Below are 14,805 nucleotides of genomic sequence, written 5' to 3'. Positions count from 1 at the left end.
AGGCTGGGGGGATAGATATGCCGTTTTTCAATACACAAATCAAATTCGCTTCTGACATCGTTGCCGCCAATATTTCCATTCTTGTCATTTTGATTGCTGCTGTTATATATATCTCTTTGGCTAAAAAGTGGAAGATGACGTGGTCGCTGATTCGTACGATGGATCACCGCAAAATCGGCATCCTTTACATTGCCTGGGGATTCATTTTTTTCCTTCGCGCCGGTCTCGACGCCATGCTGATGAGGACACAGTTAGCCTTTCCGAATTTCCACTTCTGGGTTTTTCAAGGGGATAAATATGATCAGGTCATGACGACACATGGGACTCTCATGATCTTTTTTGTGGCGATGCCCTTTTTGATCGGTTTGATGAACATCGCCGTACCTCTTCAAATCGGGGCAAGGGAGATTGCCTTCCCCTTTTTCAACTCATTGAGCATGTGGCTCTTTGTGATCGGCGGCTTGTTGATCAACATGAGCTTTGTGATGGGCGGCGCACCATCTACAGGGTGGACTTCTTATGTTCCGCTGGCTGTGGACAAGGATATTGTGGGGAATGGGACAGCCTTTTATGACATGGGTGTCCAGGTTTCCGGGATCGGTACCATCATGACCTCGATTAACATGATCACCACCATCTTAAAGCACCGCGCACCCGGCATGGGATTCATGAAGATTCCACTGTTCACCTGGTCGGCCTTGATCACCTCGATCCTTATTCTTTTTGCCTTCCCGGTACTGAGTGCAGCTTTACTGATCCTGCTGTTTGATAATCAGTTCGGCACCCAGATTTTCAGTGGCGAACACGGTAACCCTGTACTTTGGCAGCACTTGTTTTGGGCCTTTGGCCATCCGGAGGTTTATATTGTGATTCTTCCGGCTTTCGGGGTGTTTTCCCAGGTCATCTCTACATTCGCTTCCAAACGGATCTTTGGCTATTCATCTATGGTTCTTTCGATGCTCGTCATCGGTTTTTTAAGCTTCATGGTTTGGATTCACCATATGTTTACCGTAGGTCTTGGTGCATTTGCCAATGTGGTATTTGCCATTACCTCCATGCTGATTGCCGTTCCGACCGGGATAAAGATCTTTAACTGGCTGTTTACGATCCGGGGAGGCTCTGTCCGTTTTACCACGGCGATGCTCTATTCACTTGCCTTTATTCCCTCATTTGTTATCGGGGGAGTAACCGGAGTCATGCAGGCCGTCGTGCCGGCCGATTACCAATACCATGACTCTTACTTTGTCGTAGCCCATCTGCATTACGTCATGGTAGGCGGTACGGTGTTTGGCGCCTTTTCCGGTTTTTATTACTGGTGGCCCAAAATGTTCGGATATATTCTCAATGACAAGATTGGTAAATGGCAGGCCTGGACGTTTATTATCGGATTTCATATGACGTTTTTGCCGATGCACCTTTCCGGTCTGCAGGGGATGCCTCGTAGAACCTTTACCTACCTGCCGGAGGACGGACTGTTCGAATTTAACTTTATCAGTACAATGGGCGCCTATCTAATGGCCATCAGTGTCCTTCTTTTCATCTGGAATGTGTTTTACAGCTACCAGAAAAAATCACGGCGGGGTGTGGCCGATCCGTGGGATGGACGCACCATGGAATGGGCGGTTTCTTCCCCTTCCTCTCATATGCGCTGGCCGTATTTGCCGGTCGTCAGGGATTTGGAAAACCTTTGGTATGCAAAGGAACATGGAAATGGCACCCTGCCGTTTTCCAAAAAAGAAGAAAAGCGGATCGTGGTCGAGAAGCCTACCATCATTCCTCTGTTGCTCAGCGGCGGATTTTTTACCATTTCCTTTGGACTGATCTTCGCGGTGCCGCTCATCACGATTACCGGGTTTGCAGGGACATTGCTCCTGATGGCCTGGCGCTCGATTACGTATGAGCGGAGCATCGATCTTTATACGAGTGAACAGCTTGAAGAAGCCATTCGAAGGGAGGAAGCGTAAATGGGCGTGGAAAGCAACGTAGAAAATTCAACCGAAACCCTTCTCGAATATTCTTCGCCAAGGAAGACATCCATGTTCTTGTTTATCTGTGCGGAGGCTGTCATTTTCGGATCCTTGTTTGCTACCTATTTTGTGATGCTCCACCATTTGGGAGACGGTCCCGGACCAAAGGAATTCTTTAAATTTAAAGAAATTATTCTTCCGACCATTTTGCTTCTTTCCAGCAGCCTGACCTGGTATCTGGCAGAAAAAACCCTGCATCTACGTGAAAAGGGAAAAACCTTGTTTTTCATCGGATTGACCGCCCTCCTGGCCCTTGGCTTTCTTTCCCTGGAAATGATAGAGTTTCTAAAGAATATAGGAGAAGGGTATACACTGAGCAGAAGCCCTTTTATCTCCTCCTACTACTTGCTTGTCGGACTGCACGGATGTCATGTGCTGTTCGGCATCCTGTGGATGGCCCTTCTGCTTATCCATGTGAAAACCAAAGGCTCTACAGTCGCTAACCATGGCCGGTTTGTTTCCTTTGGCATCTACTGGCACTTTGTCGATTCCGTCTGGGTCTTCATCTTTTTACTGCTCTATGCTTTAGGCCAGTTTTTGTAGACTGTCACTTTAATAGAATTTAAATCTAAAGCCCTCCTTCTATGAAAAGTTGAGAGGGCTTATTTTACTATCAACCTATATTACAATAGTAGAATTGCTGGGAATATGATTCCTTTCTTGATACAATGTGGTCAGTAACTATGTGACTGGGATAATAAAAGAAGCGGGGGTAGAAATTGGCTCGAGTTCAAAGACGCAAAAAGCGAAAGTTCCGCTGGGGACGATTCATATTGCTGCTCCTTATTCTCCTGATCGTTGCAGGGGGAGTGTACAGCTATGCTCAATATAAACAAGGATTGTCCCAGGCAAGGGATGGGAAATTTGAAGACGATAAGAAAAACGAAGAACAGTTTAAAGGGGATCTCCCGGAGAATGGGAAGATTAATGTTCTGATGCTGGGGAGCGATTCCCGTGGAGAAGCCCATTCCCGGACAGACTCCATTTTAATTGGACAGTATGACCAGAAGGGCAATCAGCCGAAAATTGTCTCTATCATGCGGGATACTTATGTTAATATTCCGGGCCATGGCATGCAAAAGATTAATGCTGCCTATGCCTTTGGCGGTCCCGAGCTGCTGCGCCAAACCATTAAACAAAATTTCGGGGTAGATATTAACTACTACGCGGTTGTTGACTTTCAGGGCTTTTCCAAAATTGCTGATACAATTGCCCCCAAAGGGGTTAAAGTGAATGTGCCACAGAATCTGATCGACGATATGAACTTGGACTTAAAGCCCGGATACCAGACTCTTCACGGAAAAGAGCTGCTCAGCTATGTCCGTTTTCGCCATGATGCCCAAAGTGACTTTGGCCGTGTCGCCCGGCAGCAAGAAGTGCTGTCCAAATTAAAAAATGAAGCCACCAGTATCAAAAATGTATTTAAACTGCCGAAAATCGTTGGCTTGCTGGATCCTTACATCGAGACCAATGTCGATTCCAAATCCAAGCTGATTGTAGGCAAAGATTTTATTACCGGCCAGGCTCATAACGTCAAAACGCTCCGCATTCCATTGGACAATTCCTTCCAAAACGAGCGCCACAATGTAGGGGATGTCCTTAGCATTGATCTTGAAAAAAATAAGGAAGCACTGCAGGAGTTTTTATCCGCTAATGATTGAATGGGGTCCAAAGCAGGCCAAATCACAGAAAACCATGTGATCTGGCCTGTTTTTTCGTGGATTTGAGGTGATAGGTGCATCTGGCCTGTGCGTTAATTGCCAGTTCGACAAGAAATACTTGCATATCACATCATTTTCATTTTTTGACAAAAAAATAAAGCACTGCTCGCTCAATCAGCAATGCTTTATTCGTGCGTACTCGTCCTACTCCCCCGCAAACCGGAACGATGGCCGTCCCTTCACACCCGGACGATAGCGGAAAAGGCCGCCGGCATGGGGCTGTTCCTTCAAATCGTTGTCGCTCAGCTGCTGCCTTGCGGTTGTGATGTACAGCTCATCAAGATTCTCTCCTCCAAAGGCACAGCACGTCACATTGGAAGCAGGCACGTCGATTTTTTGCAGCACTTTTCCGTCCGCCGGGTCGATTTGCACAACACCCCAGCCGCCGTAGAGTGCCACCCAAAGCATTCCTTCATCATCAATCGTCATGCCATCGGGTGCTCCGAGTTCATCGGTAAAGTCTTTTACAACTCTGCCCTCGCCCACTTCTCCAATATCAAGGTTGTAGGAGTACGCCTTTACCTGCATGGTTGGCGTATCAATAAAATAAAAAACCGTGCCATCGTCACTCCACGCCATACCGTTAGAGATGGTCAAATCGTTCATCAGTACATCCACTGTGCCATCCACATTCAGCCGGTACAGTGATCCTGCACCTTTATCCTCTTTTAAGGAAAGCGTCCCTGCCAAAAAGCGTCCCCGCGGATCGCATTTGCCGTCATTAAAACGATTTCCCGGGAGGTGCTCCTCAGGATCCGCAATTTTCTCAAGATCACTGGTTCCATCCTCATTTAACTCCAGGCGGTAAAACCCGTTCTGGGCGGCTAAAACAAACCCACCATCTTCCTTCAGTGCCAATGTTCCCGGATACTGGTCAAGCTCATAGACCTTTGTGTTTCCTGAACGCGGGTCAAACGACTGAATACTTTTCCCAAGGATATTCACCCAATAAAGCTTGCCGCTCCGCTCGTCCCAGATCGGGCCTTCTCCGAGTATCGCTTTTGCATCATGAACCAACTCCAATTTATCTGTCACTTCCTTCACCGTCCTCTTTGTATTTCAGAAAGCTCGACCCGCCGTCCTTCGCGATGAGAGAGCGCTGCCGCTTCGTTAACCAGTGTCAGGTTGCGAATATCCTCTTTATGAATAGAAGGTGTGCTCTGATTCAAAATGGTATCCACCCACTGTTCCATGGCAGACGGCAGCGCTTTAGGAATCTGGTCGGACATGATAAGCCCGTCGTCTTCCACGTGGATTGAAATCAGCTCTTTTGGCTGGCGGCTTTCAAAAAGAAGGGTGCCTTCTGTGCCGTAAAGTTCAAGCTGATCGGGACAGCCGTATGATAAAAAGCCGGCCTCAATCATCCCGAGGGCTCCTGATTCAAATTCCACAATTACCGCCGCATTGTCATCGACCTCGTGGCCTTTTGTCTGTTGAAGCCGTGCGGTGACCGCCTTTACTTTCCCTCCCAACCGGTTGGACAAGTAGATCGGATGGGCGCCAAGATCGATCAGGGCACCGCCTCCCGTTTCTTCCCTTTTAAAAAATTGGGAAGGCAGCCAGCCATGCTCGCTGTCTTCCGTCGGAACGGCACCATTATGGGCGACTCGGCAACGGAGGGAAGTCAACTCACCCAACAGGCCCTCATCCAGTATCTTTTGGGCATACAGGTAGAACCGTTCTGTCAGCCGGGGCAGTGAAACCATCAGCTGCACACCTTCTTCCTCTGCAACTGCCAGGATTTCGTCGCATTCCTTCAGAGTAGTCGCCAGCACTTTTTCTGTAAACACATGTTTCTTGTGCCGGGCACAAGTAACAATCACTTCCTTATGTATGGAGGTAGGAGTGGTAACAATCACCCCATGGATTTCCTCATCGGATAGAACGTTTTCAAGATCTGCCTCAAACGGCACGTTCAACTCCTTTGCCCATTGCTTCCCACGCTCCTGATCTTCATCCCAGACTTTCATAATGTTGATTTGTTTATTTTCGCTGGCTTCCTTTGCATAATCCTTTGCGTGGACATGCCATTTACTCAGCAGTGCAACATTCAACATAGACTCCGCTCCTCTACAATCGCATTGAATACTTTTTTATCCTTATTCTTTTCCCGCTATTTTTTGATCAAAAACTTATTTATCAAGCTCTTTCAGCCGCTTTTCCACTTGAACAATACGCACAATAATAACAAGGAGCATTAACCCCATCACACTGAACACGTAAGGCTCCCCACCATATGCCTTCCTAATTCGAAACAAATTCCAACTCTCCTTTTTTTCATCATAAAAAAGGATGACACCTATGCGCCATCCGTTCTTATTGTTTTACTTTTGCGACCATTTTTCTTTTCACGTGACGTTCAGAGAGACGAACGACCGTTTCGGGGAGCATCTTGTAAAGAAAGAGCTTTCCTTCTGCCATGAGCTTCAGCATTTGATCTCCCATGACGGCCAGGGCGTTCGTCCTGGTTACCCATATTAAAAAAGCTTACTAGGGAACAAAAGGTGCCGGTTCAGTTATCCGGTACCTTGTTTTTTATGTTTTCTGTTCTTCCAGTAGGCCACACCAAGAAGCAAGACAGGGAAAATGATCTGGAAGGGCAGATGGAGGAGGAGAGGTACGATGCTTACCCCTTCTTTTAGATGCTCCGGGAAACTGCTGGCCATCGTCATGGACAATATCAGAACAACAAGACCTATGGGATAACTCAGCCGAGAAGGAGGTGTAACAGTAAAGATGTTCGCTGTTCCTATGACAGCTGCATAGATAAACATAGCGACTTTAAAAAATCCCCCAACGATCAAAGCAATTACAAAATAAACATCCAGACGCTCAAGAAAATCAGCCACCTGTATCGTTTGAATCGTGCTGAGTAATGGGAACTGTGACCGTTCAGTAAGATCCACCCCAAGGATACTGATGTTGATCACCATCACAAGCGCAAGAGAGATTCCGCTTACGATAACACCGAAAATGCCTACATTTCTTATCTTCTTGGCATCCCTTAAATACGGCATGATCATCGTAAAGACGATAAGTTCCCCGAATGGGAAATAAATCGTTTCTCTAACCGTCGTCTTAATAATCGGTTTCCATCCATTTTCTAGGACAGGCTGAAGGTTATGCAAATCAATCACGCCTGAAAACAAGACAAGCAAGACGCCTGAACCCGCCAAAAAATAAATAAATACGAGAAACAATTCTCCGGTACGCGCCAACACTTCGATTCCTTTGGAGACAGAATAGACAATGACGAGAATCATCAGGGTGTTGGCAATAAAAAGCGGAGTTTCTATGTAAGCAAACGTCAGAAGCATGGCCCCAAAGTCCCTGAGCACCCTGGCCGCCAAATACACATTGTACAGCATGTACAAAAAAGCAACCGACTTGCCGAGACCTTTCCCCATAATTTTTTGTAAATATTCCGTAGGTAAACAATCCGGATAAAAGCAATAAAGGCGATAAAAGACAAAGAATATCAGCAATCCTCCAATCATTCCCAAAAGAATGACAATCCAGGCGTCCTGCTTGGCTTCAATTCCTAAGGCCACAAGAAGGGCGCTCCCCAGCTCGAATAAAAGAACCAAGGCAAACAACTGGTATGCCGTTATTTTTGCTTTTTCCATTTGTCTGCCCCTTTCGCTAATTATTTGACGTCGGATAAAAAGGAATTGCTCCTAAGCCCTGTTCTTCTTACAAATACATCTACTTTTATCTTCACGTTTGCCTTGGCAAAATAATCTTCATCCCAATTTTTTGATATTCTTTTCCACGTTTCTGGTTGTGACCGATGAACGGCATCTCCAAAGCCAAAAATATCGGTTTTTTTCTTCTGCGCAACAGTTATTGCGGATTTGATCTCTTTTTCTATGGCTCCTTCAAAACCATATTCCAAACGTTTAATAACCATCGGATCCTTCAAGTTGATCGGCACTTTCGTTTCACCGATATTTCCTTCCGTTTCAACCTTTACCATGAGATGGGCAGTCCCATCGATTGTTGTGGCCGATATTTTTGTATTCTGGCGGATCACTTCCAGGACAATGGCTGCCTTTTTTCCCTTTTTATTAATATTGATTTCTGTTTTCTTGATTTTGTTTAATGTCCATACTGCGCCTCTTGCCTTACTGCCATTAAGCCAGCCCGTAAGCTTTCCGTCTTTAAACAGGGCTAGCCCGCCAATCTGGGGTGCTGATTCCGGTGTGGTTTGCATGATGTTTTGCAACGTTTTACCTGTCTCGGCAGATCCTTTTAAATTTAAACCACTGATCACCGGTTGTTTGCCATCATCCGTTAAATCCCTGACCACATCCATAATCATCACGTTCATTGTTCCTCCATATACTCTTTCCGAGAAACGAAGCATTTTGATCATTTTATTGGCGGGAATTTTATCGATAGCTGTTAAGGTTTTAACCAGATCTGCTGCTTTTGCCTGATGGGAAATGACAACGGTTGCCGTATTGCGGAAGGTTGGATCCCGGTCAAACGCGTCCAGAATGGGAAGAATGCCTTTTTTCTTTGCAAGTTCTTCACTGATCACCAACAGGTTTGCGTGGGCATAGTAAAGGTTTCGGGAAACTTTGGTCGACATTCTGCGGCTGATTTCATCCATATTGTCTCCCTTAGCGGAATAGACAGAGACAGCATTTCCCTGCCCGCCACCGCCCCCCTGAAAACCGCCGGTGACATTTCCGGGATTAACGAACTGAAACGTTCCGATAAATCGCCCTTGTTTGTCCAGATCAAGGGCTACCGCAGACACGATGGCCAGATCATTCAGCTCTTTTTTGCTCCAGCAGCCGGCCAGGAAAGATAGAGAAAGGACCATGATAAAAAAAACTGCCACATGCCGTTTCATTGGGCATCGCCCTCGTTTTTTGTAACCATCTGCCTGCTTTTATCCGGTTCAGGTCTGCCTGTCTCCTCACCCTGCCTTAATTGGTTCTGGCCACTCATAAAGGATGGCCGTTTTCTATCGGCCCACAACGGACCTCGTATAACGGTATCGTTAATGTCAGCTGGAACAAAGGGAGCCAGCGGTGACATGTAAGGAACACCAAATGAACGCAGACCGCACAAATGAACGACCAGTATGATAAAGCCCAGAATCATGCCATAAAATCCAAACGTGGCTGCGCTGATCATAAATAAAAACCGGAGCAGGCGGGTTGAGATTGCAATCCCGAAAGAGGGCGTCGCAAAACTTGCAATGGCTGTGATGGCAACGATGATCACCATGGCCGCCGAAACAACACCAGCCTGAACGGCTGCCTGCCCAATGACCAGCGCACCAACGATGGATATGGCAGACCCGATCGCTTTAGGCATTCGAATACCTGCTTCCCTTAAAATTTCAAAGGTGACTTCCATAATTATCGCTTCAACAAAGCTCGGAAACGGAACGGATTCCCGCTGAGCAGCGATCGCAACCAACAGCTGGGTCGGAATCATTTCCTGGTGAAAGGTGGTGGCCGCAATATACGTTGCCGGACCGATGAGCGAAATAAAAAAGATCAGAACACGCAATAAACGCAGAGCGGTTGAGATGTAGAACCGTTCGGTATAATCCTCAATCGACTGAAAGAACTGTATGAATACGACGGGTCCCAAGAGAACAAAAGGGGATCCATTAACAAAGAGAGCAAATCGACCCTCAAGAAGGTTACCTGCCACCACATCCGGACGCTCCGAGTGATAAAGGGTAGGGAACACGGTGAGAGACTGGTCTTCGATGTACTGCTCTATGTACCCGGACTCCAGGACGCTATCAATATCAATTTTTTTCAATCGATTGCGGAGTTCCTCAATGATGTCATCTCTTGCGATTCCCTTGATATACATAATCGTCACCTTTGTTTTGGTGACTCTTCCAATGGTCATCGTTTCTGTCCAAAGAGTAGGATTTTGGATAATCCTGCGAACCATCGAGATATTGGTTTCAATCGATTCCGTGAACCCTTCCCTTGAACCACGAATGGCACGCTGAGTGCTCGGCTCCTCGATGGAGCGCTGTTCTCCCCCCTCTGTAGAGGTACTCATCGCTTCAGAAAACCCATCTACGAAAATAATCGTGTGGCCTGACATCAGTGCCTGAAACAACGTTTCCCAATCCTTTAGCGACTCCATAATACCCAAAGGGAGATACCCTTCAACCATTTCTTGCATGCTTGAAGGTTCTTGTTCAACAGGATCCGATTTCATGAGAGATTCTATCAATATTTCCTGAACCGTCTGGGTATCGGTCAGCCCCTTTAAATAAACGATAGCGGACTCTGTTTTAAAACGAGGCGAATGTTTAAGACGGCGGATAATGATATCTGTACTGTTTCCTGTCTTGGATGTTATGACTGCCAAGTTTTCTTCCAAAACTTCAGAAAGCGGTGAAGATACGGCCGGTTTCTTTTGTTTCTCTGCAGTCTTTTTGCCTTTTTGAGATTTCTTTTTAAAAAAAGACGGCATATGCGTACAACACCTTTCCTGCATGTTTTCTCTTATCGTTTCCGTCCGCACTTTTTACTATTCTAAATCTTTATCACAACATGAAATCGATGGGTTTGGAGAAACTAAAACATGGGAGGTGATCATGTAATGAAAATTTTTTTAATTACTTTTTTCATGTATTGTTTTTTGACCGTCTTTTCTTATGTTCTCGACCTTGTGCAAGGCTACAGCGCGAGGACCGCCTACATGATTGAGCTTTCTCCCTTTAAGGTAATGGAACTTGTCGAGATTACTGTGGCTGTTATCCTTATTGCTCTCTTTTTTCTCCAATCGGTCTTTCAACTTTTCACAAAAAAAAGAAGCCCGAAATAGTTGGGCTTCTCTTTCCTTGAATCTTTTATTTGCCTTCATACACATTATTTTTCACCGTGAACTCATCGATGTTCTCGCCATCCGATGTAATCGCTGAAATTGTCATCACATCTTTTTCCACTGTGGCCTGAAGGGAAATGGCGATGTTCTCCATATTTACATATTCGAATTTTTCATCAGCGACTGCGTCATAATGCTTGTTTCCTGTCGTGCCTGCCACAACATAGACCGTTCCATTGCTGTCTTCCTTTCCGGCTTTCAGCTTTTTTGTCCTTCCGTAGGAATGGTCATGTCCGGAAAATACCATATCGATACCGAGCTCATCTGCGACAGGAGGAATTTTCTCTTTTATGACCTCATTGCCGCCAAAAGGATTCGTGTAATATGGCGGCTGATGCGTTACGAGAATTTTCCACGGTTTATCGGTACTCCTCATATCCTGTTTCAGCCACTGCAGCTGTTGTTCCAATACCTCTTTTTCTGAAGTAAAACCAAGAACAGCAATGTGCATGTTGTTGTAGTCCACAGCGTATGTGCCCCCCTGGTCCGCTTGTGGCCCTCTTTGCGGAAGTCCTAATATGGATTTGGCCAGGTCCGCCTTGTTGTCTCCCATATATTCATGATTTCCCAGCACAGAAATCATATCGGTGCTCTGAATGTTTTTATATTTGCTTACCACACTCAATGTATCATCCCATTGTTTGAATTTGGATGCTTCATCGATCAAATCGCCGACATGGATGATAAACGGCATCTTTTTCTCGTTAAGATCTGCGAGGATCTTGTCAAAATGACTCAAATCCGAAGGCGACTGTGTATCTCCCAGGACCGCAAACTCAAACATTTTTTTCGGACGTTGGGTCTCGAATTCATGAAGCTCCGACTCGGCAGGCCCATTGCCGGTCCGGTAAACATATTGGGTACTCGGCTTTAAGCCTTTGAGCGTTACGGTGTTCACGCGGATGATTCCGTTTTTCTTGAGATCAAGCTCCCCATTGAACACGTTGTCCTTATACGTACCGGCACGCTTCCTGAAGGCTGCCTCCCCTTGTCTTTCATAGTCCGCCTTGATCGCGTACTGAACATAAGGAGCCTTTTCCTTTCCAAGCGGGCTGGACATCCAGGTCAATGCTTTCGTTGTCAATGGGTTTGCCGAAGGGGCAGCATGGATATTTTTGATTTCCTCTTCCTTCGCCAGCGGTAGATACGACTGTGTCGTTAAAGGAAAAGAGTACCTTCCATCCTTTACGGTATACAGGGAGATAGCATTGACTTCATTTGTAATGGAATCAACGGTCAATCCGCCGTTTGCGTCTGTTTGTCCAAGACGGGTCGGTTCCTTACTTCCACCAATCACCGCATAAATATCAGCTCCGATTACAGCTGAATCCTTGTTGTCTTTTACAGATAGGGTTGCTGGCTTTCCGATGAGAATCGGCTCAGCGTTTAACTGGTAAGCTGCTTTTACCGGCACCTTCGCGGGTTGGGCAGAAAACGTTGGATTGAACGTTTCTTCCACTGGTTTCTGATAGCTGATGGTTCCTTCCAGGAGTTCAACCATCATCTCGCTTCCTTCTTTTAGATCCGAAGGAACAGATACATGAATGGCTGCCGCATTCAGGGTTCCAGCTGCCGTGCTGTTTTTCAGGTTGAGGGTAAGTATCCCTGTATTTTCATCATAGTTTGATGAACTATCCGAAAAACCATCCGCGAACTCTACATCCTTTACAGGAAAATTCTTGTCCATCTGAACCTTTACGACGGATCCGGTGATTTCCTCAGCTTTTGTTACGTTAAGATCAAGAGTATAGGTCTCTCCTAAATAGGCTTCCTTTTGGGCAGTGTTCAGTTCCACTTTGGCGCTGTTCGTGCTCACCGTGAAATAGCTCGTATGAATCGCCTGATTTCCGAACTTATCCGGGATCATCAACATAACTTTATGGGTTCCGTCTGCCCACTGGTACCCGGTTAACGAAACCGAACCATCCATATCAAACGAAAAGTGCCCTTCTGCCTTTGAATAATCCCTTCCATCAACCATGACACGGATTTTTTCCCAATCGATGCCTGTTTTAAAAGGATCATCCTCGTATTCATGAACCTTCGCCGTGATATTTACCTCTTTCGTGGTATAGCTTTTGTCCTCCGTGCTGACCGATTCAATGACCGGCGAATTAAGATCATCCACTTTCTCTCCGTACACCGCCCGGATATTGTCCACATACAGCGTACCTTTTGTCATGGGTCCGGTGATGCCAGACTTTGTAGACATCATGCGGATGGCCTGTGAGCCGGAAAGCTTAAATGGCCCGGTAAAAGAGGAGGGAACTTCTGCTTCGATGTATTTCCAGCCCGTCCAGTTGATTCCCGGACTTTCTTCTGTCAGATTAATCGTCTGGTTCTTGCCATTCCCGTCTACAAGATACATTCTCAGCCAATACCCTTGCGCTTCAGGCGTGCCATACACCCACATGCCGATGCCGGTTGGATTTCCTTCAATCTTGGTTGGCGTTCCCGGGCCGGCATACACGCCAAGAGTTGTCCCGCTTTGGGCATTCGTCAGGTCAAAATCCAGCTTCAGTGCTTTGTCACCGAAACGGACTGGTCGGGGGTATTGAGATACTGACAAGTTTCCTTTTTCTCCGCGGTTGGCGGTAGAAACGTTCCAGGTACCCGCTCCCTGTTCAAAATCATGAAGAATGACCGGAAGCTGTCCCACCGAAATATGGATCTTTGCTTCTAAATGGGTGTTTTTGAACCTTGCCGTAATCGTTCCTTTTACGTTTTGACTGCCTGTATGCAGAACTCCATCCTCATCAATGGTGCCCATTCCCTCAGGGATATCAAATTCCACATCATTTCGGTTCCAATGCAGTTTTCTTTTATGAAATTCAGCCACCAGGTCCAATTTCGTTTTACTGTTTCGCCCGACCGTTAATTCAGTCGATGAGAAATATAGCTGATCCGGCGTTTCAATTTCAATCGGGCTGCGCCCCACCTCTTTCCCATCATGCTTGGCAATAACGGAAAGTTGACCGGTCTTGCCGTTTGAAGTAAACCTTCCGTGCTCATCGATATCACCAAAAGACGGATTGGAGAGCTCCCATGTCATACCGCTTTCGGGAAGCGGTGCCGAGGCCATTGACTTGTCCCTTCCTTTTGCTTCAAAATCAATCGCGCTCCCCTGGGTAAAAGACGCGTCATAAGGCTTGATATAAGCGGAATGGAAAATATGGTCCGAGGGTTCTGTGGCCGCCACCAGCCAGGTATTGGCGACACTTCTCTCGTTTCTGTCAGACGGCAGATTATCCACCTCAAGCGTATCTCCGCCAAGCTCCCGGGTGGCAAATGTCGACGAGCCTCCCCCGTCCAGGTTAAGTGCCTGAACCGCCCCAAGGTCAATCATGAGCTGGGCCAAATCTTTCATCGTAATTCCCGCAGAGTAGGGCTCCTGACGTCCGTCAATGACGGCAAAGAAAACATCTCCGTCTTCTTTGATTCCAACAGCGGTCCTGGGCTCCAGGTTCTGCCCGGTTTGGGGCGTCTGATAGATTTGTTTGTTTTTTACCAGGATGGCATTGCCTCCGAGAGCTTCCTTTAGTTCAGCCTTCAAACCTTCGTATTCGGAAGCGTTCCCAATTATGGCTTGACCACTTTTCTTGATGCCAAAAAAGTTCCAGCCGTTCATGTTCTTTTCTTTAACAGCTCGTCCATCTTTGTAGATCACGCCAAGCGGTTCCCCGGTAGCCATGTTGTAAAAGTCGGCATTCACGGCGGCTACGACTTTGTGATTCTCTGAATCGGCAGCCTTGGCCTGTGCCCTGACCGGCTGCAGGCCATAGGCACCCTTGTCATTTGGGGTTCCGGCTTCCACCGATACTCCAGGGTGCTGAAGGTCTACATCTACAACAAAGCTTTCAATCTTCTTTCCTTCTTGATTTTCATAGCTGTAATGTTTTTCTTGGACACCAGGGGCTAAATCTGCGGTGTACTCATTGATGGGTGTTTTAATCAGAGGTGAGGTCAGGTGAAATTCTCCAAGGGCAGTGACAGTATCAGGAATGATGGCAGAGGTGACGAGTGCCAGAACCAATGCGGAAGGGGCCATTTTCCTTTTCCAACGTATCTTCATTAAGATCGCTTCCTCCTGTGAACATATTTAGGCATACAGGAATACAGTAATGGAAAATTATTAAATGAATGTTAAAAATATGTAATATTGTTATATGGTTATACTAAAT

At 46.4% G+C, this 14,805-nt stretch carries 12 protein-coding genes; 5 read left to right on the top strand and 7 right to left on the bottom strand.

Translation table 11 applies throughout. The features are described 5' to 3' along the window. The first annotated feature begins 17 nt into the window (after positions 1-17). From AS030_RS16840 to AS030_RS16830, 3 genes are all read left to right on the top strand, one after another. Positions 18-1,964, top strand: a complete 1,947-nt coding sequence (locus AS030_RS16840) for a cytochrome c oxidase subunit I (RefSeq protein WP_061973743.1) — start codon at positions 18-20, stop codon at positions 1,962-1,964. Further along, on the top strand, positions 1,965-2,570 hold the full coding sequence (locus AS030_RS16835) for a cytochrome c oxidase subunit 3 (protein ID WP_061973741.1): 606 nt from the start codon (positions 1,965-1,967) through the stop codon (positions 2,568-2,570). It begins immediately after the preceding gene. 176 nt (positions 2,571-2,746) lie between these two features. After that, the gene (locus AS030_RS16830) at positions 2,747-3,688 is read left to right on the top strand and encodes an LCP family protein (protein ID WP_061973739.1); all 942 of its coding nucleotides are present in this window, start codon (positions 2,747-2,749) and stop codon (positions 3,686-3,688) included. Positions 3,689-3,892: 204 nt separating this feature from the next. Here the strand turns inward: AS030_RS16830 and AS030_RS16825 are convergent, their stop codons facing one another. The 3 genes from AS030_RS16825 to AS030_RS24610 all read right to left on the bottom strand — a co-directional run bounded on the left by AS030_RS16825 (position 3,893) and on the right by AS030_RS24610 (position 6,006). Beyond that, positions 3,893-4,783, bottom strand: coding sequence for an SMP-30/gluconolactonase/LRE family protein (locus AS030_RS16825; protein WP_240482378.1), 891 nt, complete (start codon positions 4,781-4,783; stop codon positions 3,893-3,895). A 5-nt stretch (positions 4,784-4,788) separates the two neighbouring features. After that, on the bottom strand, positions 4,789-5,805 hold the full coding sequence (locus AS030_RS16820) for a Gfo/Idh/MocA family protein (RefSeq protein WP_061973737.1): 1,017 nt from the start codon (positions 5,803-5,805) through the stop codon (positions 4,789-4,791). Between the two features lie 75 nt (positions 5,806-5,880). Beyond that, positions 5,881-6,006: a hypothetical protein gene (locus AS030_RS24610; RefSeq protein WP_276203868.1), complete on the bottom strand. Its 126-nt coding sequence runs from the start codon at positions 6,004-6,006 to the stop codon at positions 5,881-5,883. 43 nt (positions 6,007-6,049) lie between these two features. Here AS030_RS24610 and AS030_RS23740 point away from each other — a divergent pair, with 43 nt between their 5' ends. After that, entirely contained in the window at positions 6,050-6,229 is a 180-nt protein-coding gene (locus tag AS030_RS23740) for a hypothetical protein (RefSeq protein WP_141687109.1), read from the top strand. A 35-nt stretch (positions 6,230-6,264) separates the two neighbouring features. Here the strand turns inward: AS030_RS23740 and AS030_RS16815 are convergent, their stop codons facing one another. From AS030_RS16815 to AS030_RS16805, 3 genes are read right to left on the bottom strand one after another with little or no spacing between them, the layout of a single operon-like run. Continuing rightward, the gene (locus tag AS030_RS16815) at positions 6,265-7,374 is read right to left on the bottom strand and encodes a GerAB/ArcD/ProY family transporter (protein WP_061973735.1); all 1,110 of its coding nucleotides are present in this window, start codon (positions 7,372-7,374) and stop codon (positions 6,265-6,267) included. A 20-nt stretch (positions 7,375-7,394) separates the two neighbouring features. Further along, on the bottom strand, positions 7,395-8,609 hold the full coding sequence (locus AS030_RS16810; RefSeq protein ID WP_061973733.1) for a Ger(x)C family spore germination protein: 1,215 nt from the start codon (positions 8,607-8,609) through the stop codon (positions 7,395-7,397). Further along, positions 8,606-10,210 carry a spore germination protein gene (locus tag AS030_RS16805; protein ID WP_061973730.1) on the bottom strand — a complete coding sequence of 535 codons (1,605 nt, stop codon included), beginning with the start codon at positions 10,208-10,210 and terminating at the stop codon, positions 8,606-8,608. Before AS030_RS16805 ends, AS030_RS16810 begins: the two co-directional genes overlap by 4 nt. A 129-nt stretch (positions 10,211-10,339) precedes the next feature. Here AS030_RS16805 and AS030_RS16800 point away from each other — a divergent pair, with 129 nt between their 5' ends. Beyond that, on the top strand, positions 10,340-10,564 hold the full coding sequence (locus AS030_RS16800; RefSeq protein ID WP_074440595.1) for a YczF family membrane protein: 225 nt from the start codon (positions 10,340-10,342) through the stop codon (positions 10,562-10,564). A gap of 25 nt (positions 10,565-10,589) precedes the next feature. Here the strand turns inward: AS030_RS16800 and AS030_RS16795 are convergent, their stop codons facing one another. Beyond that, positions 10,590-14,696 (bottom strand): phosphodiester glycosidase family protein, encoded by a 4,107-nt coding sequence (locus AS030_RS16795; RefSeq protein WP_061973726.1) that lies wholly within the window; start codon positions 14,694-14,696, stop codon positions 10,590-10,592. Positions 14,697-14,805 lie beyond the last annotated feature (109 nt).

Source organism: Fictibacillus enclensis, from assembly GCF_001457035.1.
GTDB classification, from domain to species: Bacteria; Bacillota; Bacilli; order Bacillales; family Fictibacillaceae; genus Fictibacillus_C; species Fictibacillus_C enclensis.
The sequence above is the reverse complement of the archived record's forward strand: the minus strand, read 5'-3'. Positions and strand labels throughout refer to the sequence as shown.